Annotated in this window: 30 protein-coding genes; 14 read left to right on the top strand and 16 right to left on the bottom strand. The window is 69.1% G+C overall.

What is annotated here, in order from left to right; all coding sequences use genetic code 11:
* Positions 1-19 precede the first annotated feature (19 nt).
* Entirely contained in the window at positions 20-643 is a 624-nt protein-coding gene (locus tag BJY22_RS14110; RefSeq protein WP_167206938.1) for a flavodoxin family protein, read from the top strand.
* Entirely contained in the window at positions 643-963 is a 321-nt protein-coding gene (locus BJY22_RS14105) for a DMT family transporter (RefSeq protein ID WP_167206936.1), read from the top strand. The genes BJY22_RS14110 and BJY22_RS14105 overlap by 1 nt, the downstream gene beginning before the upstream one ends.
* A gap of 245 nt (positions 964-1208) precedes the next feature.
* On the opposite strand, the gene BJY22_RS42415 is transcribed toward BJY22_RS14105, so the two are convergent.
* Together BJY22_RS42415 and BJY22_RS14095 are read right to left on the bottom strand one after the other, a co-directional pair.
* Positions 1209-1868, bottom strand: coding sequence for a nucleotidyltransferase family protein (locus BJY22_RS42415; protein WP_202891107.1), 660 nt, complete (start codon positions 1866-1868; stop codon positions 1209-1211).
* A 174-nt stretch (positions 1869-2042) separates the two neighbouring features.
* Positions 2043-2738, bottom strand: coding sequence for a DUF4245 domain-containing protein (locus tag BJY22_RS14095; RefSeq protein WP_167206934.1), 696 nt, complete (start codon positions 2736-2738; stop codon positions 2043-2045).
* A 69-nt stretch (positions 2739-2807) separates the two neighbouring features.
* On the opposite strand from BJY22_RS14095, the gene glpX reads away from it, so the two are divergent.
* Genes glpX through BJY22_RS14080 form a run of 3 tightly spaced genes read left to right on the top strand, consistent with a single transcriptional unit; the run spans position 2808 to position 5253 of the window.
* Positions 2808-3842 carry a class II fructose-bisphosphatase gene (glpX, locus tag BJY22_RS14090; protein ID WP_167206932.1) on the top strand — a complete coding sequence of 345 codons (1035 nt, stop codon included), beginning with the start codon at positions 2808-2810 and terminating at the stop codon, positions 3840-3842.
* Complete coding sequence (locus BJY22_RS14085) at positions 3839-4780, top strand: carbohydrate kinase family protein (RefSeq protein ID WP_167206930.1); 942 nt, start codon at positions 3839-3841, stop codon at positions 4778-4780. The genes glpX and BJY22_RS14085 overlap by 4 nt, the downstream gene beginning before the upstream one ends.
* 2 nt (positions 4781-4782) lie before the next feature.
* Complete coding sequence (locus BJY22_RS14080) at positions 4783-5253, top strand: hypothetical protein (protein WP_167206928.1); 471 nt, start codon at positions 4783-4785, stop codon at positions 5251-5253.
* A gap of 6 nt (positions 5254-5259) precedes the next feature.
* On the opposite strand, the gene BJY22_RS14075 is transcribed toward BJY22_RS14080, so the two are convergent.
* A complete protein-coding gene (locus BJY22_RS14075; protein ID WP_238350360.1) occupies positions 5260-5928 on the bottom strand; it encodes a FadR/GntR family transcriptional regulator in 669 nt (222 codons plus the stop codon).
* Positions 5929-6113: 185 nt separating this feature from the next.
* Here BJY22_RS14075 and BJY22_RS14070 point away from each other — a divergent pair, with 185 nt between their 5' ends.
* Both BJY22_RS14070 and BJY22_RS14065 read left to right on the top strand, forming a co-directional pair.
* Positions 6114-7442 carry a 2-isopropylmalate synthase gene (locus BJY22_RS14070; RefSeq protein WP_238350359.1) on the top strand — a complete coding sequence of 443 codons (1329 nt, stop codon included), beginning with the start codon at positions 6114-6116 and terminating at the stop codon, positions 7440-7442.
* Entirely contained in the window at positions 7430-8218 is a 789-nt protein-coding gene (locus tag BJY22_RS14065) for an ATP-binding cassette domain-containing protein (protein ID WP_167206924.1), read from the top strand. The genes BJY22_RS14070 and BJY22_RS14065 overlap by 13 nt, the downstream gene beginning before the upstream one ends.
* Here BJY22_RS14065 and BJY22_RS14060 read toward each other — a convergent pair.
* On the bottom strand, positions 8160-8969 hold the full coding sequence (locus tag BJY22_RS14060; RefSeq protein WP_167206922.1) for a DUF3592 domain-containing protein: 810 nt from the start codon (positions 8967-8969) through the stop codon (positions 8160-8162). The genes BJY22_RS14065 and BJY22_RS14060 overlap by 59 nt on opposite strands.
* Before the next feature lie 62 nt (positions 8970-9031).
* Here BJY22_RS14060 and BJY22_RS14055 point away from each other — a divergent pair, with 62 nt between their 5' ends.
* Positions 9032-9526, top strand: coding sequence for a hypothetical protein (locus tag BJY22_RS14055; RefSeq protein WP_167206920.1), 495 nt, complete (start codon positions 9032-9034; stop codon positions 9524-9526).
* Here BJY22_RS14055 and BJY22_RS14050 read toward each other — a convergent pair.
* From BJY22_RS14050 to BJY22_RS14040, 3 genes are read right to left on the bottom strand one after another with little or no spacing between them, the layout of a single operon-like run.
* Positions 9523-9822, bottom strand: a complete 300-nt coding sequence (locus BJY22_RS14050; protein ID WP_337758653.1) for a helix-turn-helix domain-containing protein — start codon at positions 9820-9822, stop codon at positions 9523-9525. The genes BJY22_RS14055 and BJY22_RS14050 overlap by 4 nt on opposite strands.
* Position 9823: 1 nt before the next feature.
* Positions 9824-10177 carry a type II toxin-antitoxin system RelE/ParE family toxin gene (locus tag BJY22_RS14045; RefSeq protein WP_167206918.1) on the bottom strand — a complete coding sequence of 118 codons (354 nt, stop codon included), beginning with the start codon at positions 10175-10177 and terminating at the stop codon, positions 9824-9826.
* Between the two features lie 57 nt (positions 10178-10234).
* A complete protein-coding gene (locus BJY22_RS14040) occupies positions 10235-10939 on the bottom strand; it encodes a DUF1707 domain-containing protein (protein WP_167206916.1) in 705 nt (234 codons plus the stop codon).
* 105 nt (positions 10940-11044) lie between these two features.
* Between BJY22_RS14040 and BJY22_RS14035 the strand changes: the two genes are divergently transcribed.
* From BJY22_RS14035 to BJY22_RS14025, 3 genes are all read left to right on the top strand, one after another.
* Entirely contained in the window at positions 11045-11335 is a 291-nt protein-coding gene (locus tag BJY22_RS14035) for a hypothetical protein (protein ID WP_167206914.1), read from the top strand.
* 101 nt (positions 11336-11436) lie between these two features.
* On the top strand, positions 11437-13098 hold the full coding sequence (locus tag BJY22_RS14030) for a FumA C-terminus/TtdB family hydratase beta subunit (protein WP_167206912.1): 1662 nt from the start codon (positions 11437-11439) through the stop codon (positions 13096-13098).
* A 52-nt stretch (positions 13099-13150) separates the two neighbouring features.
* Entirely contained in the window at positions 13151-13579 is a 429-nt protein-coding gene (locus BJY22_RS14025) for a nitroreductase/quinone reductase family protein (protein ID WP_167206910.1), read from the top strand.
* Positions 13580-13583: 4 nt separating this feature from the next.
* Here BJY22_RS14025 and BJY22_RS14020 read toward each other — a convergent pair whose 3' ends face one another.
* The 7 genes from BJY22_RS14020 to BJY22_RS13985 form a co-directional block, all read right to left on the bottom strand.
* A complete protein-coding gene (locus BJY22_RS14020; protein ID WP_167206908.1) occupies positions 13584-13742 on the bottom strand; it encodes a hypothetical protein in 159 nt (52 codons plus the stop codon).
* Between the two features lie 226 nt (positions 13743-13968).
* On the bottom strand, positions 13969-14634 hold the full coding sequence (locus BJY22_RS14015) for a DUF402 domain-containing protein (protein WP_337758652.1): 666 nt from the start codon (positions 14632-14634) through the stop codon (positions 13969-13971).
* Positions 14631-16034, bottom strand: coding sequence for a class II fumarate hydratase (locus tag BJY22_RS14010; RefSeq protein ID WP_167206906.1), 1404 nt, complete (start codon positions 16032-16034; stop codon positions 14631-14633). The genes BJY22_RS14015 and BJY22_RS14010 overlap by 4 nt, the downstream gene beginning before the upstream one ends.
* A gap of 83 nt (positions 16035-16117) precedes the next feature.
* Positions 16118-16759 (bottom strand): spermine/spermidine synthase domain-containing protein, encoded by a 642-nt coding sequence (locus tag BJY22_RS14005; RefSeq protein ID WP_167206904.1) that lies wholly within the window; start codon positions 16757-16759, stop codon positions 16118-16120.
* A 24-nt stretch (positions 16760-16783) separates the two neighbouring features.
* Complete coding sequence (locus tag BJY22_RS14000; protein WP_167206902.1) at positions 16784-17485, bottom strand: aggregation-promoting factor C-terminal-like domain-containing protein; 702 nt, start codon at positions 17483-17485, stop codon at positions 16784-16786.
* Between the two features lie 172 nt (positions 17486-17657).
* Positions 17658-18989: a PhoH family protein gene (locus BJY22_RS13995; RefSeq protein ID WP_167206900.1), complete on the bottom strand. Its 1332-nt coding sequence runs from the start codon at positions 18987-18989 to the stop codon at positions 17658-17660.
* A gap of 1434 nt (positions 18990-20423) precedes the next feature.
* Positions 20424-21203, bottom strand: coding sequence for an isoprenyl transferase (locus BJY22_RS13985; protein WP_167218217.1), 780 nt, complete (start codon positions 21201-21203; stop codon positions 20424-20426).
* A 424-nt stretch (positions 21204-21627) separates the two neighbouring features.
* On the opposite strand from BJY22_RS13985, the gene trhA reads away from it, so the two are divergent.
* Positions 21628-22323 carry a PAQR family membrane homeostasis protein TrhA gene (gene trhA / locus BJY22_RS13980; RefSeq protein ID WP_167206898.1) on the top strand — a complete coding sequence of 232 codons (696 nt, stop codon included), beginning with the start codon at positions 21628-21630 and terminating at the stop codon, positions 22321-22323.
* Between the two features lie 269 nt (positions 22324-22592).
* Here trhA and BJY22_RS13975 read toward each other — a convergent pair whose 3' ends face one another.
* Positions 22593-23042, bottom strand: a complete 450-nt coding sequence (locus BJY22_RS13975; RefSeq protein ID WP_167206896.1) for a MarR family winged helix-turn-helix transcriptional regulator — start codon at positions 23040-23042, stop codon at positions 22593-22595.
* 53 nt (positions 23043-23095) lie between these two features.
* Here BJY22_RS13975 and BJY22_RS13970 point away from each other — a divergent pair, with 53 nt between their 5' ends.
* Positions 23096-24250, top strand: coding sequence for a phosphotransferase (locus tag BJY22_RS13970; protein WP_167206894.1), 1155 nt, complete (start codon positions 23096-23098; stop codon positions 24248-24250).
* Between the two features lie 57 nt (positions 24251-24307).
* A complete protein-coding gene (locus BJY22_RS13965; RefSeq protein WP_337758648.1) occupies positions 24308-24820 on the top strand; it encodes a hypothetical protein in 513 nt (170 codons plus the stop codon).
* Here BJY22_RS13965 and BJY22_RS13960 read toward each other — a convergent pair.
* Positions 24817-26232, bottom strand: coding sequence for a M28 family metallopeptidase (locus BJY22_RS13960; protein WP_167206892.1), 1416 nt, complete (start codon positions 26230-26232; stop codon positions 24817-24819). The genes BJY22_RS13965 and BJY22_RS13960 overlap by 4 nt on opposite strands.
* Positions 26233-26257: the final 25 nt, after the last annotated feature.

Genomic DNA, 26257 nt, shown 5'->3' with positions numbered 1-26257 from the left:
AAGACTCAGGAGGAAGCACATGAGCACGACCGGAAGCACTTCCGCCGTAGCCGGGGTGGCGCGGGTGGCGGTGGCCTTTCACTCGGGGTACGGGCACACGGCCAAGCAGGCCGAGGCGGTGGCGGCGGGGGCGGCGTCGGTTCCGGGGACCACGACCGACCTGGTACCGCTCGACGAGCTGACCGAGGACGTGTGGGAGCGGCTGACCGCGGCGGACGCGATCGTCTTCGGCGCGCCGACGTACATGGGGAGCCCGAGCTGGGTGTTCAAGAAGTTCGCCGAGGAGAGCGTGCGGGTCTGGGCCGCCGACCTCGCCTGGCGGGACAAGATCGCGGCCGGGTTCACGAACTCGAAGGCGATGTCCGGCGACAAGCTGAACAGCCTGGTCGACCTGGCCGTGTTCGCCGCGCAGCACGGGATGATCTGGGTCGGCCTGGACATCTACCCGGGCTGGGCGGAGAGCACCGCGAGCATCGAGGACCTGAACCGGCTCGGGAGCTGGCTGGGTGCGATGGCGCAGTCCGACGCCGATCTGTCCGCGGAGAAGGCGCCGCCGGCGACCGATCTGCGGACGGCGACCGCGCTCGGCGCCCGGGTCGCGACGGTGACGCACAGGCACCTGCGGGGAGCGCTGGCGGCCTGATGGCATGGCTCGTGCTGCTCGCGGCGGCGGCGTTCGAGATCGCGTTCGCGCTGAGTCTGAAACCGAGCGAGGGGTTCAGCCGGCTGTGGCCGACGGTCGGCGTGCTCGTCTTCGGCGTGATCTCGGTCGCCCTGCTCGCGAAGACACTCGATCACCTCCCGGTCGGTACGGCGTACGCGATCTGGACCGGTGTGGGCTCGGTCGGCGTGGTCACGCTGGGCATCCTCGTGTTCGACGAGCCGGTCACTCCCGTCCGCCTGGCCTGCATCGCCCTCATCGTCACCGGCGTCCTGGGCCTCCGCCTCGCCGGCGCCGAATAGCCCACCGCATCTGGTGGGTCAGCCAGCGAGATGCAGGGTTCTCCACCCTGATACAGGTCACAAACCCCACATTTGCCTGGCTGACCCACCAAATGCGGACAGGCAGCGGGCCGGGTGGCGAGGCAGATGGCCGACGGGAGGGGGCGGCGCGAGCGCGGTGCGGTGCGAGGGCGCGGTGCAGTGCGGGTCCGGTGCGGGGCGGGTCCGGTGCGGGCGCGGTGCGGTGCGGTGCGGGGGCGGGAGGGTCAGGTGGTGGTGTGGCGGCGGTGGCGGGGGCGGGGGACTGTGGGGAGGGTGTGGGGGTCGAGGGGGAGGTCTGCGAGGGCCGGTGTGGGGGTGCCGGTGAGGAGTTGGTGGTACGACGGCCAGGTGGTGGCGCGGGGCGGGACGTTGCCGATGGCATCGACTCTGGTGACCGGGTGGACGCCGTCGTGGATCGGGTTCCACAGGTCGGCGTCGCTGCGCAGGTCACGCAGTTCGCCGAAGAGCTCGCGGCCGAACCAGCACGGGTGGCTCTCACCGTCGTCGTACCGGCAGACGCCGATCGGGGTCGAGACCTCGGCGACCAGCGACCAGACGGCGGCCGAGGTGATCCCGGGCTGGTCGCCCAGCAGTACGACGATCCCGTCGGCCCGCCGGTCGACCGCGTCCAGCGCCGGGACGATCGACGAACTGCTGGTGTCGGAGTGCGGCGACTCGACCACGCGCACACCGTCGAGATCGATCCGGTCGTGGATCTGCTCCGACGCGCTGCCCAGCGTCACGACCAACTGGTCGAACCCGCACTCCCGGGCGCCGTCGAGCGCCGCGCCGAACAGCGTGCCGCCCTGGTAGGCCAGCAACTGCCAGGGAGTGCCCAGATGTGGTGAGCTGTCAGCGCCCAGCAGGAGCCCGGTGATGAACATCGACGGTCAACTCCTCGCCGGGGACGGCGTGACCATAGGAAGGCCCTTCCCGCTAGTCCCCGAGCGTGCGCAAGCCGAGCCTCGATGGAACCCCTTGCCGACGGCACGTGTCAACGACCGTCCGGAAAGTGGGCGGAAACGCCCGGAAAATGGTCAGTCCGGGAGCGGAAAACGTCAGCGCAGTACCGAAGCGAACGTTTCAAGGGCCGGATAGCCGGCATTTCCGGTGACGATCGTGGTGGTTCCGGAACCCACCAGGATCAACGCGTTCTCGCCTTTCCGGTCGAGCAGGACCTTGCGCTGCCAGGTCACCCCGGCCACCGTCGCCGTACCGTCGTCGGACGTCCTACCGAGCTCGTCGGACACGAATTTCCCGGTGGTCACATTCGACTGCTCGAGGCCGACGTATTTCTTCTCGTTCGTCACGACGCCGAGGTGCCACGTCATCGGCTCCTGCTGCGGCGCGCGGAATTCCACACTCGTCGCGGTCCAGCCGGACGGCATCGGCTCCGGGCCACGGACCCAGGAGGCGGCCTTGCGGGCGTCCTGCAACTGGGCGGTGTACTCGACCGCGCGGACCTTCTCCTCCTTCGGCCGCCAGGTGACGATGATCAGGAACGCGGCCACGACGAGGCAGATCACCAGCGCGAACACCATGTTCCCGACGGTCTGCGACTTCGCCTTGTCCCGCCGGTACGCCTGCCGGTACTCGTTCGCCTCGGCCTGAACCTGCGCGCGCTCCCGCGCCCTCTTCAGCACCGCGTCCTCAGCCGTTCCGTCAGCCGTTTCCGCAACAGTTTCCTGAGCCGTCTCCTGGCCCTTCTCCTGAGCGGCGGCCTCGCCGGAAGCGTCCTGACCTGTGGAACTCATGTCCCCAGTGTCCCGCGAGGCCCAATCCGCCCGAACACCGGTCACACCCGTTGGCTACGATCCGTTGGCATGAGCGATCCGACCAGCCCACCGGCCCATCTGGAGGTCGAGGCCCACGCGCCCGACCGGAACCTCGCCCTGGAACTGGTCCGGGTCACCGAGGCCGCGGCGATGGCGGCGGGCCGCTGGGTCGGGCGCGGTGACAAGAACGGCGCCGACGGCGCGGCGGTGAACGCGATGCGGACGCTGATCGGCACCGTCGGCATGAATGGTGTGGTGGTGATCGGCGAGGGCGAGAAGGACAACGCCCCGATGCTCTACAACGGCGAGCAGGTCGGCTCCGGCGACGGTCCCGAGTGCGACGTCGCGGTCGACCCGGTCGACGGTACGACGCTCGTCGCGAAAGGCATGAACAACGGCATCGCGGTGATGGCGGTCGCCCCGCGGAACTCGATGTACGACCCGTCCGCGGTGTTCTACATGGAGAAGCTCGTGGTCGGACCGGAGGCGGCCGAGGTGGTCGACATCCGGCTCCCGGTCGCGGAGAACATCCGCCGGGTCGCGAAGGCGAAGGGCTCCACGGTCGACGACGTCACCGTCGTACTCCTCGACCGCCCGCGGCACGAGGAGCTGGCGCGGCAGATCCGGGCGACCGGTGCGCGGATCAAGTTCATCTCCGACGGCGACGTGGCCGGCGCGGTCGAGGCGGCCCGGCCTGACACCGGTCTGGACCTGCTGCTCGGCATCGGCGGTACGCCGGAGGGCATCATCGCGGCCTGCGCGATGAAGTGCCTGGGCGGGAAGATCCAGGGCAAGCTCTGGCCGCGCGACGACGAGGAACGGCAGAAGGCGATCGACGCGGGGCACGACCTGGACCGGGTGCTCGACACCGACGACCTGGTCAGCGGCGACGACTGCTTCTTCGTCGCGACCGGCATCACCGAGGGCGAGCTCCTCCGCGGCGTCCGGTACGGCCGCTCGACCGCTCGCACGCACTCGCTGGTGATGCGCTCCCGCAGCGGCACCATCCGCTCGATCGAGAGCGTCCACCAGCTGGAGAAGCTCCGCGCCTACTCCACCATCGACTTCGAGCACGCCCGATGAGCGCACCGGTCCTCGTCATCGGCGAAGCCCTCGTCGACATCGTCGGTACGGCGAAGCCGCGCAACGGGAACGGCAAGCCCCAGGCGATTCCCGGAGGCTTCGCCGCGAACGTCGCGGTCGGACTCGCCCGGATGGGGGTGCCGACCGAGCTCGTGGCCCGCTTCGGGACCGACCAGTACGGCGATCTGCTCGGCTCGCACCTGTTCGGCAACGGGGTCCAGCTCGCCCCGGGTACGGTCGATCCCGCGTTCCGGACCAGCACCGCGACCGCGACCCTGGACGCCGACGGGGTCGCGACCTACAAGTTCGACATGACCTGGGATCCGCCGCAGCTGTCGCTGACGCGGGGCTGCCCGGTGATCCACACCGGGTCGATCGCGATGATGCTCGAGCCGGGGGCGACCGCGATCCGGGAGTTCCTCAAATCGGTGGCCGACCAGCCCGTCACGGTCACCCTCGACCCGAACGCACGCCCCGCGATCACCCCGGACCCGGTGGAAGCCTGGTCAGCCGTCCGGGAGCTCGCCGCGCTGTCCGACCTGGTGAAGCTGAGCGACGAGGACTGCGCGTTCTTCCGTCCCGGCGTACCGCTCGACGACATCGCGGAAGAACTGCTGACCGCCGAGCGGACCCAGTGCGTGGTGATCACGCGCGGCGGCGACGGCGCCCTCGCCGTCGGCCGGGGCGTGCGCGTCGAGGTTCCCGCGCCGGCGATCAAGGTGGTCGACACGGTGGGCGCCGGCGACTCCCTGATGGCGGCGCTCATCACGGGCCTGCTCAGCCGGGGGTTGCTCGGCGAACAGCGGCTGTCCGGGCTGACCTCCGACGAGCTGCACGACGTCGTGGACTACGCCGTGAAGGCGGCCGCGATCACCTGCACGCGGCACGGCGCCGACCCGCCGACCGCCGCCGAGCACGCGGCGAAGTGGGGTTCGTAGGGGTGTCCTCCGACGTGTGGACCTCTGAGCTGGAGTCCAACGGCCGTGTGGCCTTCCGCCCGCGCCGCAGCAGGCTCGTGGTGCGGCTGGCCGCATTCGGCCTGCTGATGGTGCTGTCCGCGTGGACGAACGTCGAGCATCTACGCGCGGACGGCATCTCCGGCACGCTCGGCGTACTGCGGCTGACCGCGCTCGCCGCGTTCGTCTACGGCACCGGGCTGACCGCGTGGCAGCTGATCACGAACCGTCCGGTGATCACGGTGGACTCCGAGGGCATCACCCGCGGCCGCAGCCTGCGCTGGTCGGGGATCACCAGCATCGACGAGCCGACGGGCTGGCCGCTCGCGCGCGCCGTCCAAGTCAATCCCGCTGACCGGCGGACGCGGCCGATCTCGATCCCGCAGGACCACGTCGAGGACCTGAACGCCCTCACACCCTGGCTGCGCTCACTCCACGAGCAGTACCGCGACTAGACAGGCCTAGCTGACCGAGCTGCGGACGGCGCTCAGGTGTTCGCGGGCGCGGGTGGCGGCGAGCTCCGGGTCCTTGGCGCGGATGGCCTCCGCGATCGCCTCGTGGGCGGCCTGGTCGTGCCGGTGCCGGTGCTCGTCGTCGAGCTTGAGCATGTCGGTCATCGCCCGCCGGATCCGTGGCACGAACGTGTCGAACAGCTCCGTCAGTACGGCGTTGTGCGCCGCGGTCACGACCGCGCGGTGGAACGCGAGATCCGCCTCGATGTACCAGTCGTCGGGCGAGTTCGCCGCCGCGCGCTTGCGGTCCGCCAGCGTGTAGCGGAAGTTCCTCAGGTCCGCCGGCGTACGGCGTGACGCTGCCAGCCGGGCGCCCTCGGTCTCGATCGCGAGCCGCCCCTCCAGCACGTCGGTGATGTCCGCCTTCCGCAGTACCTTGTCCCAGTCCTCGGCGGCCTGCAGCGCGATCACGAACACCCCCGCGCCCTGCCGGCTCTCCAGAACCCGGCGGCCTGCCAGCTCGCGCACGGCCTCGCGGATCGTGGACCGGCCGACCCCGAGTTGCGCGGCCAAGGTGGTCTCGCCGGGCAGCTTGGAGCCGAGCACCCATTCACCGCTGCCGATCCGGCGCAGCAGCTCCTCGGCGGCCTGCTCGGCGAGGGGGTGACGGCGGATCATGCCGGACATTCTAGGGGTACTCAGGTTGTCAGCTTGTCTGAGGAGTTGATAGCGTGCTCGGCATGCGCTCGCTTCCGGGTCTCCTCCTTCTTCGCCGCCATGGCGGGAGCTGACTTCGACCGGCGCTCCCACCGTGGAGTGCAGTCGTCCGCCGGTCCTCCCCCGCGTCCCGGAAGGACCACACCATGAATCGTCAGCAGCCCTCCCCCATGCCGAGCCATCGCTACCGCGAGGTGTTCGCCAAGGTCCCGGTCGCGCCGGTCGACCGCACCTGGCCGGACAACCGGATCACCACCGCGCCGCTGTGGGTGCCGGTCGACCTCCGGGACGGCAACCAGGCGCTGGCCGAACCGATGGACCCCGAGCGCAAGCGCCGGTTCTTCGAGCTGATGGTTGCCATCGGCTACAAAGAGATCGAGGTCGGCTACCCGTCCGCCTCGCAGACCGACTTCGACTTCGTCCGCCTGCTGGCCGAGTCCGACCTGGTGCCGTCCGACGTCACGATCGTGGTGTTCACCCCGGCTCGCCCCGACCTGATCGCCAGGACGGTCGAGTCGGTGGCCGGCCTGCGCGGTGACGTCGTCATCCACATGTACGCCGCCACGGCGCCGGTGTGGCGGGACGTCGTACTGCGTCGTACGCGGGACGAACTGGCCTCGATGATCTACGCCGGATCGGAGGAGATCCTGCGACTGGCCGGCGACTCGGTGCGGTTCCAGTTCTCGCCGGAGGTGTACAACCTGACGGAGCCGGACTACGTGCTCGAGCTCGCGGACCGCCTCACGAAGCAGTGGGACGCGACGCCCGAGCGGCCCGTCGTCCTCAACCTGCCCGCGACGGTCGAGGTCGCGACGCCGAACGTGTACGCCGACCAGATCGAGTACATGCACCAGAACCTGCCGCGCCGCGACGGCGTGATCCTGTCGGTGCACCCGCACAACGACCGCGGTACCGGGATCGCCTGCGCCGAGCTCGCCGTACTCGCCGGAGCGCAACGCGTCGAGGGCTGCATCTTCGGCAACGGCGAACGCACCGGCAACGTGGACATCGCCACGCTCGCGCTCAACCTGCACGCGCAGGGCGTCGACCCGATGATCGACTTCTCCGACATCGACGGCATCCGCGAGGTGGTCGAGTACTGCACGCGGATGCCGATCCATCCGCGGCACCCGTACGTCGGGGAGCTCGTCTACACCGCCTTCTCCGGGACGCATCAGGACGCGATCCGGAAGGGGTTCGCCGTCCAGGGCGACGGGTTCTGGGAGGTGCCGTACCTGCCGATCGATCCGGCCGACGTCGGGCGCGGGTACGAGGCGGTGGTCCGGGTCAACAGCCAATCGGGGAAGGGCGGGATCGCGCATGTGCTGGAGTCCGTGTACGGCGTGACGCTGCCGCCGTCGGAGGAGCGCGCGTTCGCGGCGTACGTCCAGCGGCACACGGACTCGACCGGGCGGGAAGCGTCCGCGGCGGAGCTGAAGACGTTGTACGAGGAGGTTTACGGGTGCTCGAACTGAAGGACGTCGACTTCGTGCGGGACGGCAAGCTGCTGCTGTCCGGGGTGTCGCTGACCGCGGGCGAGGGCGAGCGGTGGGCGCTGCTCGGGCCGAACGGCGCGGGCAAGAGCACGCTGCTCGGCCTCTGCGGCGCGGTCACGCATCCGACCCGCGGTACGGTCGAGATCCTCGGACGGCGGCTCGGTACGGTCGACATCCGCACGTTGCGCGAGTCCATCGGGCACGTGAATCCACGGCACCCGTTGCGGTCGCCGTTGAGCATCCGGGACGTCGTACTGACCGGGCTCACCGGCACGATCGAGCGGATGCCGCGTTGGGAGCCGACACCTGCGCAGGAGGCCCGGGCGCTGGAGCTGATCGACCTGCTGGGCATCGGCGCACTGGCCGAATCGCCGTGGACCACGCTGTCCCAGGGCGAACGCGGTCGCGCGCTGATCGCCCGCGCACTGATCTCGGCCCCTCGGCTGCTCCTCCTCGACGAGCCGTCGACCGGCCTCGACGTCGCCGCCCGGGAACAACTCCTCGAGACCCTCGACCAGATCCACCTCAGCCATCCACACCTGGCGTGGGTCCTCGTCACCCATCACCTCGAAGAGCTGCCCACCTGCACCACCCACGCCGCACTCCTCCGCGACGGCCACATCCTGTCCGCCGGTCCCGCGGACGACGTACTCACCACTGACCTCGTCACGCAGACCTTCGACCATCCGATCGAGATCAACCGCCACGCCGGCCGCTGGACCGCAACCGCCCAACGGCATACCCGGCACCGCTGAGCAGTCCGAGTCCGGCGCAGATACCGGCAAGCCAGAGCCAGAACACCCGGTCCTCGCGCGCAGACTCGACCACCCAGGTACTGCGGCCCTTCGCAGGCTCGGCGACGACGTACTCGATCGGTACGACGTCGCCGAGCCGGAGGAAGTGCTCACCGGGATCCCTGGTGCTCTCGATCGTGTGGCCGACGCCGGCGACGGTGTAGCGGATGTCCACCGAGCCGGATCCCCTGTCGAACCAGCCGGGCTCGTGGACCGCGACGACTGTCCCGTTCGTGATCGCGGTCGCTTGGTTCGCGGGCCGGGCCACACTGCGCGCATGTAGCCCCAGGGCGCCGAAAAGGACCGCGATCAGCAGGAAGAACCCCACAAGGCTGCCTGGTACGAGCGGCTGCCCGCGCCGCCTCCAGCCGTCGCTCGCCGACGCGTGCCGCCCGGTCGACTTCTTCCCGGTCGCCACCTGCGACGGACTGATGCCGCGGACCCAGAGGACAGCGACGACGACCAGGCTCAGCACCAGCCACGCCGTCACCGCGCCGAGCCCGACCATCCCGCCGACGAAGGCCGCGTCACCGACGGGAGCCTGCGCCGCGAGACCGGCAAGCGCGCCGATCCCCGCACCGACGCCGGCCACGAGCGCCATCGCCACGACGGCCCCGATCCCGAACAGCGACGAGCCGGAGTCGGCGAGCGCGTACGCAGCCGCGGGCCCGCGGACGAACACCCACCCGAGCCCCGCCCGCACGCGCCGCATGGGGTCAGTGTGAGGCATTACGCTGACCTGACCGTGGACCGCGTGGGGGGAACATGACGGTGATGGGCGAGCGCCTACCCGAGGCGTGGATGGTCGAGTGGCACCGCAACCGCCGCGTCGAATTCCCACTACGCCGCTGGTCGATGCTGCAACCGCCGGTGGTGCTGATACTGCCCATGGCGCTCCTGAGCATGAACGGCATCCCGGACATGCTCGACGACGGCGGCGGCTGGCGCTTCTTCGCCTACTTGCTGATCGCCATGTACGCCGGAGTCGTCGTCGGCATCACATGTCAACTCGTCACCCAACGCCCAGCCCTGGTCGTCGACCACCGCGGCCTCCACCTCGGCCGCCGCCGCTTCCTGCCCTGGGACGGCATCGGCTCCATCAGCCCAGTCACCGGTCCGAAGCCGACCCGCCGACTCGAGATCTTCCAGACGAACGTCTGGGCGAAGAACCTGACCGTCACCCAGCAACACGTAAACGACCTGCACGCCTTCCGAACCTGGCTCGACGATCTCCTGACGGAGCACCGCCAGACGTCGCACAGCAACTAGGCCGCAGGAGTGGTCTCGTCGAAGCGAACGACCAGTTGCGCATGGAACGCGTGGGCGATGCGCTCCAGCAGCGCCAGCGTGGGCACGGTCCCGCCTGCTTCGAAACGGGCCAAGGCAGATTGGGTCATTCCGGCCGCTTCGGCCAGCCTGGTCTGCGTCCAGCCACGCTGCTCCCGCATCGTCCGCACGGTTGTCCCGAGTTCGAACGCGCGGCGTGTTGCGTCGTACGCGTCCATGGCGCCGGGCTCTGCCATCCGGCGCTCCCGTAGCCCGTCCCATCCAGTCCGGTCAGTCACCTCAGTCCTCCTCCGTCCCGGAGACCACGTGCGCTTCCCGCATACACCTGCGATACGCCCGTACTGCCCTGTCGATCTCCCGTACCTCCCGCATCCGATTCTTCCTGAACACGGTCAACAGAATGATCCGTCGATCGGTGGCGATCCAGTAAGTGATCCGCATCGCGTCGTGCTCGAGCCAGAAGCGCAACTCACGGAGCTTCCCGTCGATCTGCTTCGTGTACGGCTCGCCCAATAGTGGTCCACGCTCCGCGAGAAGATCCACGTAGAAGGCGGCGCGTGCGAACAAATCGGTGGGTAGAGCTTCCAGCCAGCCGCGCACCTCGGCCTCAAGTTCAACGGTACCCCAGGGCATAGCAAGAATGCTATAACGAGGCGACTACCCTCTGTCGCGATGAAGGCTTCGCGGTGGTCAGGTGAGGCCGAGGCGTTTGCTGAGGCGGGGGCCTCGTTTGATCTTGATTTCGCCGAGGATGGCGGTGCCGCGGATGTGGAAGCGTTTCGGGGGTGCGGTGGTGGCGTTGGGGTCGGGGACGGCTTTGAGGCCGGCTTCCTGTTCGGTGACGGAGCCGAGGATGGGGTTGCTGTCCAGCAGGACGATCGCGTTCTGCGGGACGCGGATCTTCACGTCGGCGAGGATCGACTTCACCTCGAGCTGCACCTCGTCGAACGGGATCTGCGCCTCGGTGTAGTCCAGCGTGACGTCGCCGAGGACCGCGTTCACCTCCTGGCGCTGCGGGACCAGCCAGTTGCCGAGCCGCTTGGTGTCGGACATGAACGCGTTGATCACCGGCCCCGACTCGACCATCGCCCCGCTGTACTGCGGGGTGGTGGCGGACAGGCCCTGGTCCTGCGGATGGCGCGGCCCGTTCGGCAGGTCGGCGGTCAGCTCGACGAGTTCGCCGTACGTCTTGGAGGAGTACAGCGTCTCGAGCCGGTCCTCCAGCTCGGTGTACGTCAACCGCCCCTCGCCCGCGGCCTCGCGCAGTACGTCGGCGACCTCCTCGCGCTCGAGGTCGGACACCCGCCGCCGCAGTACCGGATCGTCACCGGCGGGCGCGTTCGCGGGCACGGCATCCTGCGGTCGGTTCTCCTGAGGAACGTCATCCTGGGCCACGTCAGAACCATACGCGCGCCCCCAGTCCCAAGCAGACCCGTTTCTTCCCCGATTCCCCCCTGATCCCATCCCTGAGCCCGATACTGAAGCATGGACTGGCATGGCATGCGCAACGGAAAGCTCCTCGCGGGTCTGTACCTGGTCGCCTTCCCGGTGACGGTCGTGGGTCTGGTGGCACTGCTCGCGTCGCAGCTCGCCGGCCAGAACCTGCTGCCGGGTGTGGCCGTTGGCCTGTTTGTCGGCGGGTCGCTGGTGATCGCCGGGCTGTCATACGCCTTGCGCGCTGCAGTTCCGGCCGGCTCGGTCAAGGCCGGCAAGGACGCGAGAGTAGTCGCGTGGAACCGGCTGGCGCTCGGGCGGGAGCTGCCCGGCGCCTGGCGCGCCGTGCGTGGGTGAGGGTTGCCTCAGCAGGTGGTGAGACGGAGGTCGCGTGGGCGGGGCGCGCGGGGAGAACTAGGCTTTGGGCGTCCAGTCCAGTTCGTGTGGAGGTATGCCCGGTGTCTGCCGACTTCAACTACTCCGATCTGTTGCCGTTGGGTGCCGACGATACGGAGTACCGGCTGCTGACGACGGAGGGTGTCAGTACGTTCACCGCGGGCGATCGGACGTTCCTCCAGGTGCAGCCCGAGGTTCTGCAGCAGCTGACCGCCGAGGCGATGCACGACATCTCGCACTACCTGCGCACCGCTCACCTCGAGCAGTTGCGGCGGATCATCGACGACCCGGAGGCGTCCGGGAACGACCGGTTCGTCGCGCTCGACCTGCTGAAGAACGCGAACATCTCGGCCGGCGGCGTACTCCCGATGTGCCAGGACACCGGCACCGCGATCGTGATGGGCAAGAAGTCCGAGGGCGTGCTGACCGGCGCGGTCGACGAGGAGTGGATCAGCCGCGGCGTGTACGACGCCTACACCAAGCTGAACCTGCGCTACTCGCAGATGGCCCCGCTGACCATGTGGGACGAGAAGAACACCGGATCGAACCTGCCCGCCCAGATCGAGCTGTACTCCACGCCCACGAAGGGCGACCCGGCGTACAAGTTCCTGTTCATGGCCAAGGGCGGCGGCTCCGCGAACAAGTCGTTCCTCTACCAGGAGACCAAGGCGGTGCTGAACCCGTCGCGGATGATGGAGTTCCTGGACGAGAAGATCAGGTCGTTGGGTACTGCGGCCTGCCCGCCGTACCACCTGGCGGTCGTGGTCGGCGGCACGTCGGCGGAGTACGCGCTGAAGACCGCGAAGTACGCCTCGGCGCATTACCTCGACACGCTGCCGACGGCGGGATCGCCGATGGGGCACGGGTTCCGGGACGTGGAGCTGGAGGAGGAGGTCTTCAAGCTCACGCAGGAGTTCGGGATCGGGGCGCAGTTCGGCGGGAAGTACTTCTGCCACGACGTCCGCGTCATCCGGCTGCCGCGGCACGGCGCGTCCTGCCCGGTCGCGATCGCGGTGTCCTGCTCGGCGGACCGGCAGGCGCTGGCGAAGATCACGCCGGAGGGTGCGTTCCTCGAGCAGCTCGAGAAGGAGCCGGCCCGGTTCCTGCCGGACACCACCGACGAGCACCTCGACGACGCCGAGGTCGTCCGGATCGACCTGAACCGGCCGATGAGCGAGATCCGCGCGGAGCTGTCCAAGCTGCCGGTGAAGACGCGGCTGTCGCTGACCGGCCCGCTCGTGGTGGCGCGGGACATCGCGCACGCGAAGATCAAGGAGCGGCTGGACGCGGGTGAGCCGATGCCGTCGTACCTGCGGGATCACGCGGTGTACTACGCCGGTCCGGCCAAGACGCCAGAGGGTTACGCGTCGGGGTCGTTCGGGCCGACGACGGCGGGGCGGATGGACGCGTACGTCGACCAGTTCCAGGCAGCCGGCGGCTCGTTCGTGATGCTTGCCAAGGGCAACCGGTCGGCGAAGGTGACGGCGGCGTGCAAGGAGCACGGCGGGTTCTACCTCGGCTCGATCGGCGGTCCCGCGGCGCGGCTGGCGCAGGACTGCATCAAGTCGGTCGAGGTGATCGAGTACCCGGAGCTCGGCATGGAGGCGATCTGGAAGATCCAGGTCGAGGACTTCCCGGCCTTCATCGTCGTCGACGACAAGGGCAACGACTTCTTCACCGACACCCGCAAGCCGGTCCCGCTCACGGTGCGCCCGCGCAGCTGAGCGTTGACGCCGGCCGGGGTTCGCCGGATCCTCGGGGGTGGGGGTGGTTCCGGTGGGGCGACGGATGATGCGGATCGGGAACCGGATCGGCGTGTGGATGTACCGCACGCTCGACGGGCGGCTGGCGAGTGGGAGCAAGGACGTGCATGTCCTGCTGCTCACCACTCCCGGCCGGCGCAGCGGCGTACCGCGGTCGACGTGTGTGCGGTACGTCGGGACGGCGGACGGGCTGGTCGTGTGGGGTACCGGGTCCGGCTCGCGGGAGGATCCCGACTGGTTCCGCAACCTGCGCGCGGCGGGGAGCACCGAGGTGCAGATCGGCGCCGGGCACATCCGGATGCGGTCGCGTGAACTCACCGGTGCCGAGCGCGCCACGGTGTGGACGGACGTGATCCTCCGCGAGGACCCGCGGATCGGCCGGTACGCGACGAAGGCGCGGCGGACGATCCCGGTCGCCGTCCTGACGCCGGTCCCGGGCTGAGGTCTCAGCCGGCCTTGGCTTCGGGCTCCTGCGGAAGCTTCATCAGGAGGGTCCTGGCCGCCTGGACGAGGTCGGCTTCGTTGTGGCCGAAAGCCTGGAGGTAGGACCCGAGGGCCGAACGCACCAACTGGAGCTCCTCGGCCTGCAGCTCAATGGTGTACATATTTCCAAGCTAAGCCCGAATCAGGCAGTTGCAACCGCTCGTGACCCACCCGTTGTCAGCCCGCCGGCCAACCCACCCCCGCGAGGACCTCCGCGGCGGTGCCCTCCACCGCCCCGTCGTTGCGCACGGCGAAGTCCCCGACAGACTCATGCGCCTCCCCGGCGCCGCAATCAAACGCACGACCTTGCCCACGCGCTGGCGCCGGTGAGGAGTAGTGCGTGGGGGTTCAACTGTGGAGTTCCTCGGCGATCAGGGTGGGCTGGTGGGTGGTCGGCGCGGCTGGAAGTCTCCAGTCCGCCGGTGCTCTCCAGTACTGCCAGTCGTCGGAGAACGGCGGCGTCCACGCCTCGATGTCACGGATCGCGGCGTGCGCGTCGGCCACGATCTGCTCCGCCTCGGCCGGCGTGAACCGCCCCGCCGTGACGGCGCCCTCCAGCTCGTCCTCGTCCTTCCACTCGATGCCGCGGTCCGGATCGATCCACAGGTCGAGGACGTGGTCGACAGTGCTGGTACGGCGCGACGCCGCGTCCCGCACGTGTTCGCGCTCGAGGTTCACGTACCACCCGCGGAACGCCCCGTCCTCGGCCCAGAAGTGCCACACCGACCACGGCCTACCGGGCGGCGCGACCTTCAGGATCCCGGTCCCCCGCCACACGTCGAGCTTCAGCACCCGGTCGTCGGTGAACATCGCGACCGGCCCGGCGTGCCGCGTCTCCCGTCCGTCGACGAGGACCGGTTTGAGCAACGGCGTACCGGGCGCGAGCCAGGCGACCAACCCGTCGGCGTCGTCCCGCACGACCGTCATCGGCCGCACGTTCGGGAGGTCGGCGTGCCGCCCGGTCCCCTCGTACACCCACTCGATCGTCGTCCCCGGCTCCCAGTACCGCGTCACGAGCCGGCCGGGCGGGTCATGGACAGTACGTCGAGCGCGGCGTCCAGCTGATCTTCGGTGAGGTCTCCCTTCTCGACGTGACCGTTCTCGATCACGACCTCGCGGATCGTTTTCCCTTGTTTCAAAGCACTCTTGGCGACCGCGGCCGCGTTCTCGTAGCCGATGTAGCGGTTCAGCGGGGTGACGATCGACGGTGACGACTCGGCCAGTGCGCGAGCATGCTCGACGTTCGCGGTGACGCCGTCGACGCAGCGGTCCGCGAGCAGCCGCGAACTGTTCGCCAGCAGGCTGATCGACTCGAGCAGGTTGCGGGCGATCACCGGGAGCATCACGTTCAGCTCGAAGTTGCCTCCGGCACCGGCCACGGTGATCGTGGTGTCGTTGCCGATCACCTGGGCGGCGACCATCAGAGTCGCCTCGCAGATCACCGGGTTCACCTTGCCGGGCATGATGCTCGACCCGGGCTGCAGGTCGGGCAGGGCGATCTCGCCGAGTCCGGCGCGCGGCCCCGACCCCATCCAGCGCAGGTCGTTGCAGATCTTCGTCAGGCTGACCGCGATCGTCTTCAGCTGCCCGGACAGCTCGACCAGCCCGTCCCGGGCGCCCTGCGCCTCGAAGTGGTCCTCCGCCTCGGTCAGCTCCAGTCCGGTCCGACGGTTCAGCTCGATGATGACCGCGGCCGCGAACCCTGGCGGCGTGTTGATGCCGGTCCCGACCGCCGTCCCGCCCAGGGGCAGCTCGGCGACCCGTGGCAGCGTCGCCCGCACCCGCGCGGCACCCCGCCGGATCTGCTGCGCATACCCGTTGAACTCCTGGCCGAGCGTCACCGGCGTCGCGTCCATCAGGTGCGTCCGCCCGGACTTCACCACCTCGGCGAACTCCGATCCCTTCCGGGCAAGGGAATCCGCGAGATGCTCCAGCGCGGGCAGCAGTTCCTGCACGACGCCGGCGGTGGCCGCGACGTGGATCGCCGACGGGAACGTGTCGTTGCTCGACTGGGACGCGTTCACGTGGTCGTTCGGGTGGACGTCGGCGCCGAGCGCACGGGTCGCGAGCGTGGCCAGGACCTCGTTGACGTTCATGTTGGTCGACGTACCCGAGCCGGTCTGGAAGACGTCGATCGGGAACTCCGCGTCGTACTCCCCCGCGGCCACCTGGTCCGCGGCGGCGACGATCGCGGCGGACCGGTCCGCGTCGAGGACGCCGAGCGACGCGTTCACCACCGCTGCCGAGGCCTTGATCTGGGCCAGCGCGTGCACGAGCTCGGGCGCGAGCGGCCGCCCGGAGATCGGGAAGTTCTCCACGGCACGCTGCGTCTGAGCCCGCCACAACGCGTCCCGAGGCACCTTGACCTCGCCCATCGTGTCGTGCTCGATCCTGAATTCCACGTCATCTCCCATACCTGCAGAGTACGTCGATCGCCCCTGCCGGAAGCGGCCGATCTGCGAGCTGTGGACAACGCCACAGGAGCGCGCGGGACGGTCTACGAGCTGCCCTGGTAGACGTAGTACAGCTCGGAACGGCCCTGCAGCTCGACCGGGACGGGCTTGACGTCGCAGGCACCGAAGACCGTGCCCACGGCAGACTCCAGCGCGGGCGAGGCGGACGAGGACCAGACGGTGAGGACGCCCTCGGCCCGCAGCTTGGCGTGGCACGTGGCGAGGAAATCCGACGTGTAGATCGCCGAGTTCTCGTTGTACACAAGGAAATCCGGACCGTTGTCGACGTCCAGCAGGATCGCGTCGACGGACGCGTCCGGGAGGTCCGTGACGACAGCCCGGACGTCCCCGACCACCACGCCCACGCGCGGATCGTCGAGGACCGACGGGATCAGGCCGGCGCGCATCCAGGACACCAGGTCCGGCTCGATCTCCGCGACGACGACCTCACCGAGACGCTGGTCGGCCAGCAGCGCGCGGACCGTGTACCCGAGGCCGAGTCCGCCGACGAGCACCCGATCCGGATGCGGCACCGTCTCCAGCGCGGCCGATGCCAGCAGCTCCTCGCTCGACGTCTCCTGGTCGTCCATCACGAAGACGCCGTTGACCCGCAACTCCAACGCCCCGTTGTCACGGCGCCGCAGTACCAGCTCACCGCGCTCACTGACTGCTCGCGCCAACTCCACGTCAGGCCGCTCCACCCGGACTGATCAGTACCAGTTCTTGGCCTGCGAGTGGGCCCACGCGGAGCACGGGGAGCCGTAGGTGGCGTCGATGTAGTCGAGGCCCCACTTGATCTGGGTGACCGGGTTCGTCCGCCAGTCGCTGCCGTACGCGGCCATCCGCTTGCCCGGGAGCGCCTGCGGGATCCCGTACGCCGACGACGTCGGGTTGTCGGCGTCGACCTTCCAGCGGGACTCCTTGTTCCAGAGCTTCTCCAGGCAGCTGAACTGGCTCTCGCTCCAGCCGTGGTCGGGGAGGAGGTTCATCGCGACCTCCTTCGGCGTGCCCTCGTACTTCTTGCGCTCGGCGTCCCGGCTGGCCCGCTCCTCCGCCGAGTCGCGGCTGGCCTCCCTGAGGGCCTCATAGCGCCTCAGAGCGGCGTTCTTGGCCTTGTTCTTCTGGTCCGCAGAGTTCTGCAGCGCGACCCGCTGCTGCTCGATGGCCTCGACCTGGTTCCGCATCCGGACCGCCTCGGCCGCGATCTCGGCGGCGGACTTCTGCTTGACCGACGGTGTGGTCGCGGACGGAATCGCCTTCCCGCTGTTCAGCACGGCCATCTCGGCCCGACCGGACACCTGCTCCGACGCACTGCTGCTCCCTGGGGAGCTGAAGAGGTCGATACCGGCGACAACGGAGACCACGGCGATTCCGGTGACTGCGAGAACCGCGACGGAGCGCTTCGCTTTCATCTGTCCTTCCGAGTAAACCCGACCCCCGTCGGCTGCAACGAGAACATACTCTGGCGTAAACCGTCCGTGATCACAAGCAGGTCACGAACGAACGGCGCGGTCACCGCGTGGTGACCGCACCGTTCTAACCTTCGCTTTACAGACGCTTATTACCTAACTGTACGAATGCTCCTTACAACTGCAGGTCATCGAGCATCTCGGTCACCAGCGCCGCGATCGGCGACCGCTCCGAGCGCGTCAGCGTGACGTGCGCGAACAGCGGGTGCCCCTTCAACTGCTCGACCACCGCGACCACGCCGTCGTGCCGGCCGACCCGCAGGTTGTCCCGCTGGGCCACGTCGTGGGTGAGCACCACCCGCGAGTTCGCGCCGACCCGGGACAGCACCGTGAGCAGCACGTTCCGCTCCAGCGACTGCGCCTCGTCCACGATCACGAACGAGTCGTGCAGCGACCGGCCGCGGATGTGCGTCAGCGGCAGGACCTCGAGCATGCCCCGGTCGATGACCTCCTCGATCACGTCGCCGCTGGTCAGCGCGCCGAGCGTGTCGAACACGGCCTGACCCCACGGCTGCATCTTCTCCGACTCGGTGCCCGGCAGGTACCCGAGCTCCTGGCCGCCGACCGCGAACACCGGCCGGAAGACGACCACCTTCTTGTGCTGCCGGCGCTCCATCACCGACTCCAGGCCGGCGCACAGCGCGAGCGCGGACTTCCCGGTACCGGCCCGGCCGCCGAGCGAGATGATCCCGATGTCGGGGTCCAGCAGCAGGTCGAGCGCGACCCGCTGCTCGGCGGACCGGCCGCGGATCCCGAAGGCCTCCCGGTCGCCGCGGACCAGCCGGATCCGCTTGTCCGGCATCACCCGCCCGAGCGCGCTGCCCCGGTCGGACAGCATCACCAGCCCGGTGTGGGTCGGGAACTCACCCGCCTCCGGGAGCTCGACCGTGCCGTTCTCGTACAGGTCGTCCACGACCTGCGTCCCGACCTCGAGCTCCGCCATCCCGGTCCAGCCGGACTCCAGGGTCAGCTCGGCCCGGTACTCCTCCGCGACCAGGCCGCACGCCGATGCCTTGACGCGCATCGGCAGGTCCTTCGAGACCAGCGTGACGTCCTTGCCCTCGGCCATGAAGTTGCAGGCCACGGCCAGGATCCGGCTGTCGTTGTCGCCGAGCCGGAAACCGGCCGGCAAGGTCTCCGGGTCCGTGTGGTTGAGCTCGACCCGGAGAGTTCCACCCTTCTCCCCCACTGGCAGGGGCGCGTCCAGACGTCCGTGCAGGATCCGGAGCTCGTCGAGCAGTCGTAACGCCGTACGGGCGAAGTAGCCGAGTTCCGGGTGATGCCGTTTGGCCTCCAATTCGGTGACAACGACCACCGGCACGACCACCTCGTGCTCGTCGAACCGCAGCATCGCGTGCGGGTCGGAGAGAAGCACCGAGGTGTCCAGCACGAAGGTGCGCTGGGCCGGTGTGGATGAGGTACTTGACGCCTTGGCGTGGATGGCCATGTCGCACGTCCTCTTCTAGGCCGTGACGTACACCCTCGCCCCGGCCCGCCAGTGGTTAGGTGATGGACCGGGTGCTGCCCCTGGGGTCCGGTGTTGACCCCGGCCGTGCCGCCGCACGAGCGGCAACGGCGATCAGTGAGCTCGAGACCGGGGGACACGCCCTGGGTCTCGGGTACTCCGTTCGGCCCCTCATGGGGCAACCGGCTGGAACGAGATTCTCAAACTGATCGGGCCTCCCGGACAGCCGGCTTCCCCTCCGACCGTCACTGCCAGGGTAGGAGCCCGCTGCAAACGGCGCAGCCCGACACGCCCGGCCACGGGGTTAACAGCGCGTTACACCCACGCGAGGGAGTCACGTCACTCCGCAGGGTGATCCGGTACGGCGTACGCCCGGCGACGCTCGACGCATGAGGAAGAACTGGCCGTCGTGGACCGGCTATGCCACCGCGCTCTGGTCCCTGGTGTACGGCGTACTCGGGCTCTACTGGTCCTTCGGCGGCTCCGGCTACCCGTTCGCGCCCGTCCCGGAGGACCGCGCCAGCGCATCGATCCTGGAAGGTACGCCGTACCGCGTGGTCGCGCCCGTGATGGCGACGATCGGCCTCGGCGGCGCCGTGCTGGCGCTCGTGATGACGCGGAGGAAGCCGCGCGGACGGGTGCTGCAGGCGATCGCCGCCGTACTCGCCGTCGGCCTGGCGGTGGTGATCCCCGACTACACGCTGATCGCCGTCGTGGCGATGGCACCCGCACTCGTCGTGTTCGCGTTCACCGGCGTACCGGGCGAGCAGGGCGGCGTCGGCGACATCCTGTACTGGCACCGGGTGAATCTGATCGTGCTGTTCGTCGGCGGCGTGCTCTGGGCGGCGACCGCGATCGCGTACCACCGGCGCAGCCGTGACGCCTGTGTCTCGTGCGGCCGGGGAGCGAGCGAACGTGCCTGGACGAGCCCGGACTCCGCCCTGCGGTGGGGCAAGCGGGCCGTGGCGGTCGCGGTGGTGGCGAATCTTCCGTACGAGTTCACCCGGATCGCCTGGTACTTCGGCTGGCCGGTCGGCATCACCGACGAGTTCCACCGGATGATGGCCGACACGCCCGGGATGCTCGAGATGGGGCTCGGCCTGGCCGTGATGGGCCTGGGCGGCAGCGTCCTCACGCACGGTCTGGTGCGGCCGTGGAGCGAGGTGTATCCGCGCTGGATCTGGTTCAGGGCCGGCCGGCGCATCCCGCCGTACCTGGCGATCGTCCCGGCCTCGATCGTCTCCGTCGTACTGATCCCCGCCGGCCTGATGAACCTGCGCGGTCCGCTCGGCGGCGACATGTGGGCGGCCAACGGGCCCGGCGTCCTCTGGACCGTCTGGGGTACGGCGCTGGGCGTGGCGACGTACGCGTACTACCTGAGACGCCGGACGACCTGCTCGCGGTGCGGACGGGGTGTCACGTCCCGAAGCGACGTTCCCGTTGGGCATAGCTCCGGATCGCGCGGAGGAAGTCGACGTGACGGAAGTCCGGCCAGAGGGCTTCGCAGAAGTAGAACTCGCTCAGGGCGCTCTGCCACAACAGGAAGCCGCCGAGGCGCTGCTCACCCGACGTCCGGATGACCAGGTCGGGGTCGGGCTGGCCCTTCGTGTACAGGTGCCGCGCGATGTGCTCGACGTCGACCCGGTCGGCCAGCTCCTCGATCGAGATGCCCTTCGCGGCCTCTTCGAGGAGCAGGGAGCGGACGGCGTCGGCGAGCTCGCGGCGGCCGCCGTACCCGACGGCGACGTTGACCAGCATGCCCTGGACGTCCTGCGTGGCGGTCTCGGCCGCCTTCAGTGCCTCCGCGGTGGTGCCGGGCAGCAGGTCGAGCGCGCCGACCGGGTGGATCCGCCAGCGGCCGATCGCGGTCAGCTCCTCGACGGTCTGCTCGATGATCCGCAGCAGCGGCTCCAGCTCGTCGGCCGGGCGGGTCAGGTTGTCGGTGGACAGCATCCACACCGTGACGACCTTGACGCCGACGTCGTCACACCACTCCAGGAACTCGGAGATCTTGTTCGCCCCGGCCTCGTGACCGCGCGACACCGGGTCGCCGACCTGCCGGGCCCAGCGCCGGTTGCCGTCGATGATGACGCCGATGTGCCGCGGGATCCGGTCCGGCGACAGGGACCGGCGGACCCGGCGCTCGTACAGGCTGTAGAGCGCGTTGCGCAGCTTCTGCTTGCCTGGTGTCCGCATGGGCAGGGTGCTCTCCTCAAGTGTCTCGGACACGAGGCTAGCCCAGATTGACCCCGCTCCGAGAGGGCACAGGACCACTCGGAACAACCTGACAGCAAGCCCGAACTTTCCGCGCCGTTCGTGCATCGAACACGCGGAGGTGTCGCGTCGCCCGGGTGACGTCGCCTACATTTCATCCTTCTGACCCATGCAACCTACGGATGCGTAGGTTACGGTTGCGTAGGTCGGGTCCGGCGCTCCCGCGCCGTAGCGAGCAGGTGCTCGGTGCGGTGCATCGGCGTGCTGGAGCGAAGGTCTCGATGCGGAGCATCGTGGCCTTCGCGCCAGTGCGGCGAGGTGCCGTACCGAGTGCCGCGCAGTAGGCGCGGGAGCGTCGGACCCGACCTGTGTACGAACCGCCCGGACTCCCCTCGAAAGGACGGCGATGACCGCTACCAGCGCCCAGCCCCAGGAACTCGGTCACCGGCTCTCCGGACGACTCAGCCCACTCAAGCCGAAGCTCCGCGGATGGTTGCACGCCGGCACGTTCCCGCTCGCCTCCGCCGCCGGCATCGTGCTGATCTGCCTGGCCCCGAACGCGAACGCGCGGATCGCGGCCGCGGTCTACACCGCCGGCGCGATGCTGCTGTTCGGCATCTCGGCGCTGTACCACCGGTTCTACTGGGGGCCGACCGGTGAGGCGATCCTGCGCCGGCTCGACCACAGCAACATCTTCCTGCTGATCGCCGGCACCTACACCCCACTCGGGATGGTGCTGCTGCACGGCAAGGACCGGGTGCTGATGCTCAGCCTGGTGTGGGGCGGTGCCGCGCTCGGCATCCTGTTCCGGGTGTTCTGGCTGAGCGCGCCGCGCTGGAGCTACACTCCGATCTACCTGGCGCTCGGCTGGGTCGCGATCTTCTGGATGAGCGACATCTACCACTCCGGCGGCACCGCGGTCGTCACCCTGATCGCCGTCGGCGGCGGCCTGTACTCGATCGGCGCGATCGTCTACGGCACCAAGCGCCCGAACCCGTCCCCCCGCTGGTTCGGCTTCCACGAAATCTTCCACGCCTTCACCGTGGCCGCCTTCATCTGCCACTACATCGCCGTCAGCATCGCGACATACCGCGCCGGCTGACCACCCACCCGCGGCGGCCCAGCCTCACCGCGGCTTTTCCGGAAACAATTCGGCGTATAGCGGCACAAAAGTTCCGGAATACCCACTCCCAGGTAGGCCGCTGGGGTATCCGACGCCCGGCGATGCCGATCACCAGACAGGTACCCCGGGAGCGCGATCACGGGATGCTCGCCGGGCACGCCCGCACGACAGCACCGCCCCGCGCCGGCGGAGCCGGCCGACAAGGCAGTCGCGCCGTAGGCGTGTCCGGTCTGCGGATGGTGGGGTGGTTAGGTGGTGAGGTCTTGGAGGGTTTCGCGGAGGGTGGTGTAGCGGGCGGGGCCTAGCTGGTCGGACCAGCGTTGTTCGACGCGGGCGATGGCGGCTCGGCTGAAGGCGGCGGCTTCGTCGCCCTTCGCGGTACGGCGTACCAGGCGGACGCGGCGGTCCTCGCGGAGGCGGCCGGACTCGACGTAGCCGAGGCGCTGCAGGTAGTCGACGTGCTGCCCCAGACCCTGTTTGGTCATCACCGCGGCCTCCGCCAGATCGGTGATGCGGGCGCCGTCGGGCGGGATGAGCTCCAGCAGGCGGTAGTGCGAGACCCGCAGGCCGGGGAACTGCTCCTCGGACGTGGCCAGGATCTCCGCGCGGATCCGGTACAGCGCGGCGCCGAGCAGACCGGCGATGTGCTCGGACCACGGGCCGGCCAGTTGACCCGAAACGTCGTTGACGGAAGTCATAAGGCAACTTTACTATCTAGATCGTAAGGATACCTTACTTCCGGGGGGAAGACATGAGTACTGCGTTGGCGGCGCTCGGCCGGGATGCTCTGGGGGAGGAGGACCTGACCGCGCTCGTCCGGACGATCACCGGCGATCCGGCCTCCGTGGCGGGCGCGGTCCGGGTCGAGCCGGTCGACTACCCGATCGGCACCCCGAGCACCGAGTCGTTGCACCGGGTGTTCGGGACGACGGCGGACGGCACCGACTGGTCGTGCTTCGTGAAGAAGCTGCAGTCGGTCCGGCACTGGCCGATGCTCGGCCTCATCCCCGAAGAGTTCCGGGGGCCGTTCGTCCATAACTTGCCCTGGCAACTGGAAGTCGCGGTCCACCGCAGCAACATCACCGATCTCCTCCCGGACGGCATGCGGCTGCCGACGGCATACCGGATCGACGTGTACGACGACGACCGGGCCACCCTGTGGATGGAGAACGTTATCCAGGAGTGGGGTCCGTGGCCGATCGACCGCTTCGAGCGAGCGGCGTACCTGCTCGGCCGGCTGTCGGCACGCCGGCAGCCGCATCTGGTGGAGCCGCTCCTCCCCCGCGAGCACGTGACCACGCCGGGCATCGGACTGCGCTTCTACACCCATGGGCGCGTACTGCAAGGCGCAGTGCCCGCGCTGTCCGACCCGCAGACGTGGCGGCATCCACTCCTCGCAGCCGCGGTGTGCCACCTGGGAGACCACCGGCTGCGCGACGACCTGCTCGCGCTAGCTGAGCGGCTTCCCGCGGTGCTCGACGCACTCGACGCGTTGCCGCAGTGCTACCAGCACGGGGACGCCAGCCCGCAGAACCTGCTGGTCCCCCACGACAGCCCGGACGAGTTCGTGGTGATCGACTGGGGCTTCGACTGCCCGCAGGCGGTCGGGTTCGACCTGGGGCAGCTCCTGATCGGTCTGGCCCACGCGGGCGAGCTGGCTCCGGAGGCGTTGCCCGCAGTACACAAGGTGATCCCCAGGGCGTTCCAGGAGGGTCTGGCTCGCGACGGCATGCACGTGTCCGAGGACGAGGTGCTGTACGGGTACCTCGGCTCGCTGCTCGCCCGCGCCGTGTTCACCGCGCTACCGCTGGAGCTGTTCGGTAAGGCCGACGCGTCGCCGGCGCTGTTCGAGCAGCGGGTCCAGCTGACCCGCGCGCTGGTCGACCTGGTGTCAGACGTCGTCTGAGCATTGCAGTCGTGTCACAGCTGCAACGAATGCCCCGCCAACCTGTATCCATAGTGCGTGAGGAACCTGAGCAGCTACACAGCAGCGGCCCTGTGCACGGCGGCGGGCCTCGTCCTGACCGGATGCGGCAGCGAGTCCGGCACAGGAGGAACCCCAGCGACCACGACACCCCCACCGACCTTGCCGACGGTCACTCAGTCGACGCCGGTGGGGGCCGGTCTGCCACTCACCGTGTCCAGGACCGGTGGATTCGCGGGCTTCGACGACCAGGTGCAGATCGGCACCGACGGCGTCGCGACCGTGAGCTCCCGCGGCAAGAAGACGATCCGCTGCAAGCTCGACCCGAGCCTGCTGACCAGCATCACCACGGCCGCTCAGCAGGTCGACTGGGCCGGCCTGGCCGCGAAGAAGCCGACCACGAGGCACCCGGACGACATGATCGTCGCGGTCACCGCGAACGGGAAGACCGGCCGGATCGAGGACCCGAAGGTGGAGCCGCTGGCGGCCCCGGTGAGCAAACTCCTCACCGAGGCCGCCATCCCGCCGGGCAAGCTCTGCAAGCAGCTTTAGCCGACCGTCACCGCGACGTCGTCGATCACGAAGCTGGTCTGCAAGGAGGAATCCTCCTGTCCGACGAACCGCACCGTGACCGTCTTTCCCTTGTACTGCGACACATCGAGCGTCTTCTGCACGTACGACGTACTCCGGTTCAGGTTCGAGTACGTCGCCAGCGTGGCCGCCGTGGACCCGTCGACGACCTGGATCTTCACGGTGTCGTACACCGTCGAGGACGTCGTCTCCGCCGTGTCGATCCGGATCCACAACGACAACGCCGCCGTGGCCGCCGTGGACGGGATCGCGACCGACTGACCGAGGTTCTCGGTACTGCTCCGGCCGTTGCCCTGCAGCCACGCCTTGTACGACCCGGTGTGCGCCGGCCGTGACGTGCTGTTCGTGATCACACCGGTGTGCCCGGTCCAGTTCACCGCACCGGACTCGAAGCCGGGGTTCTGCAGCAGGTTGTCACCGGTCGGCGGCGGCCCGCCGGTGTAGTCCTTCTGCGCGTACGTCCAGATCATGTGGCCGATGGCATCGATCTGGCGGTCGAGCGACGTCAGGTCCAGGTTGCTGATCGTGTCGCAGGACCGGTGGTAGCACGGGTCGTACGCCTGCCCCGCCGTACCTCCCCACTTCGCCGCCTGCCCGGACGTCTTGGTGCCCTCGGCACCGGAGAACGTCCCGGCCGTAGGGATCCCCAACGACCGGAACGCGGCGTGGTCCGACCGGCCCTGGACGTCGACGAACTCCGTCTGCACGTTCTTGCCGGTGAAGTACGCGACCAGGTCGTCGCGCGCGCCGTCGCCGGCCGGGTTGTCGTCGTACACGAAGTACCCCGGGTTCGGCGACGCGATCATGTCGAAGTTCAGGTACAGCTCGATCTTGTCCCGCTCGGCGGCGGGCAGGTTGTTCACGTAGTACTTCGAACCGAGCAGCCCGAGCTCCTCGGCACCCCAGAACCCGAACCTCAACCGGTTCCTGGGAGTCTGGCCACTGGCAGCGTAGGCGAGGGCGGTTTCGAGGACGCCGGCGCTACCGGAGCCGTTGTCGTTGATACCCGGACCGGAGCTGACGCTGTCCAGGTGCGAGCCGGCCATCACCACGTGGTTCGCGTCGCCGTGCGGCCATTCCGCGATCACGTTGTACGACGTACCGGCCGAGGTGCTGAACGACTGCAGGACGGTGGTGTACCCGGCCGCGTCCAGCTTGGCCTTCACGTAGTCGGCCGACGCCTTGTACCCGGGCCGGCCGGTGTACCGGTTGCCGCCGTTGCTGGTGGCAATGGACTGGAACTGGTCGAGATGAGCCTTGGCGTTGGTGACCGAGATGTCCGGCGACTCGGCCGCGGCGACCACCGTGCCCGGGGCCAGCAGAGCACCTGCCACGAGGACGACACCGAGCGCGGGGTAGAGGGTCTTGCGCATGAGGAACTCCTTCGAACGCAAGGAA

Source organism: Kribbella shirazensis (assembly GCF_011761605.1).
In the GTDB taxonomy this organism is placed as follows: Bacteria; Actinomycetota; Actinomycetes; order Propionibacteriales; family Kribbellaceae; genus Kribbella; species Kribbella shirazensis.
This window is presented reverse-complemented; position numbering and strand designations above follow the sequence as displayed.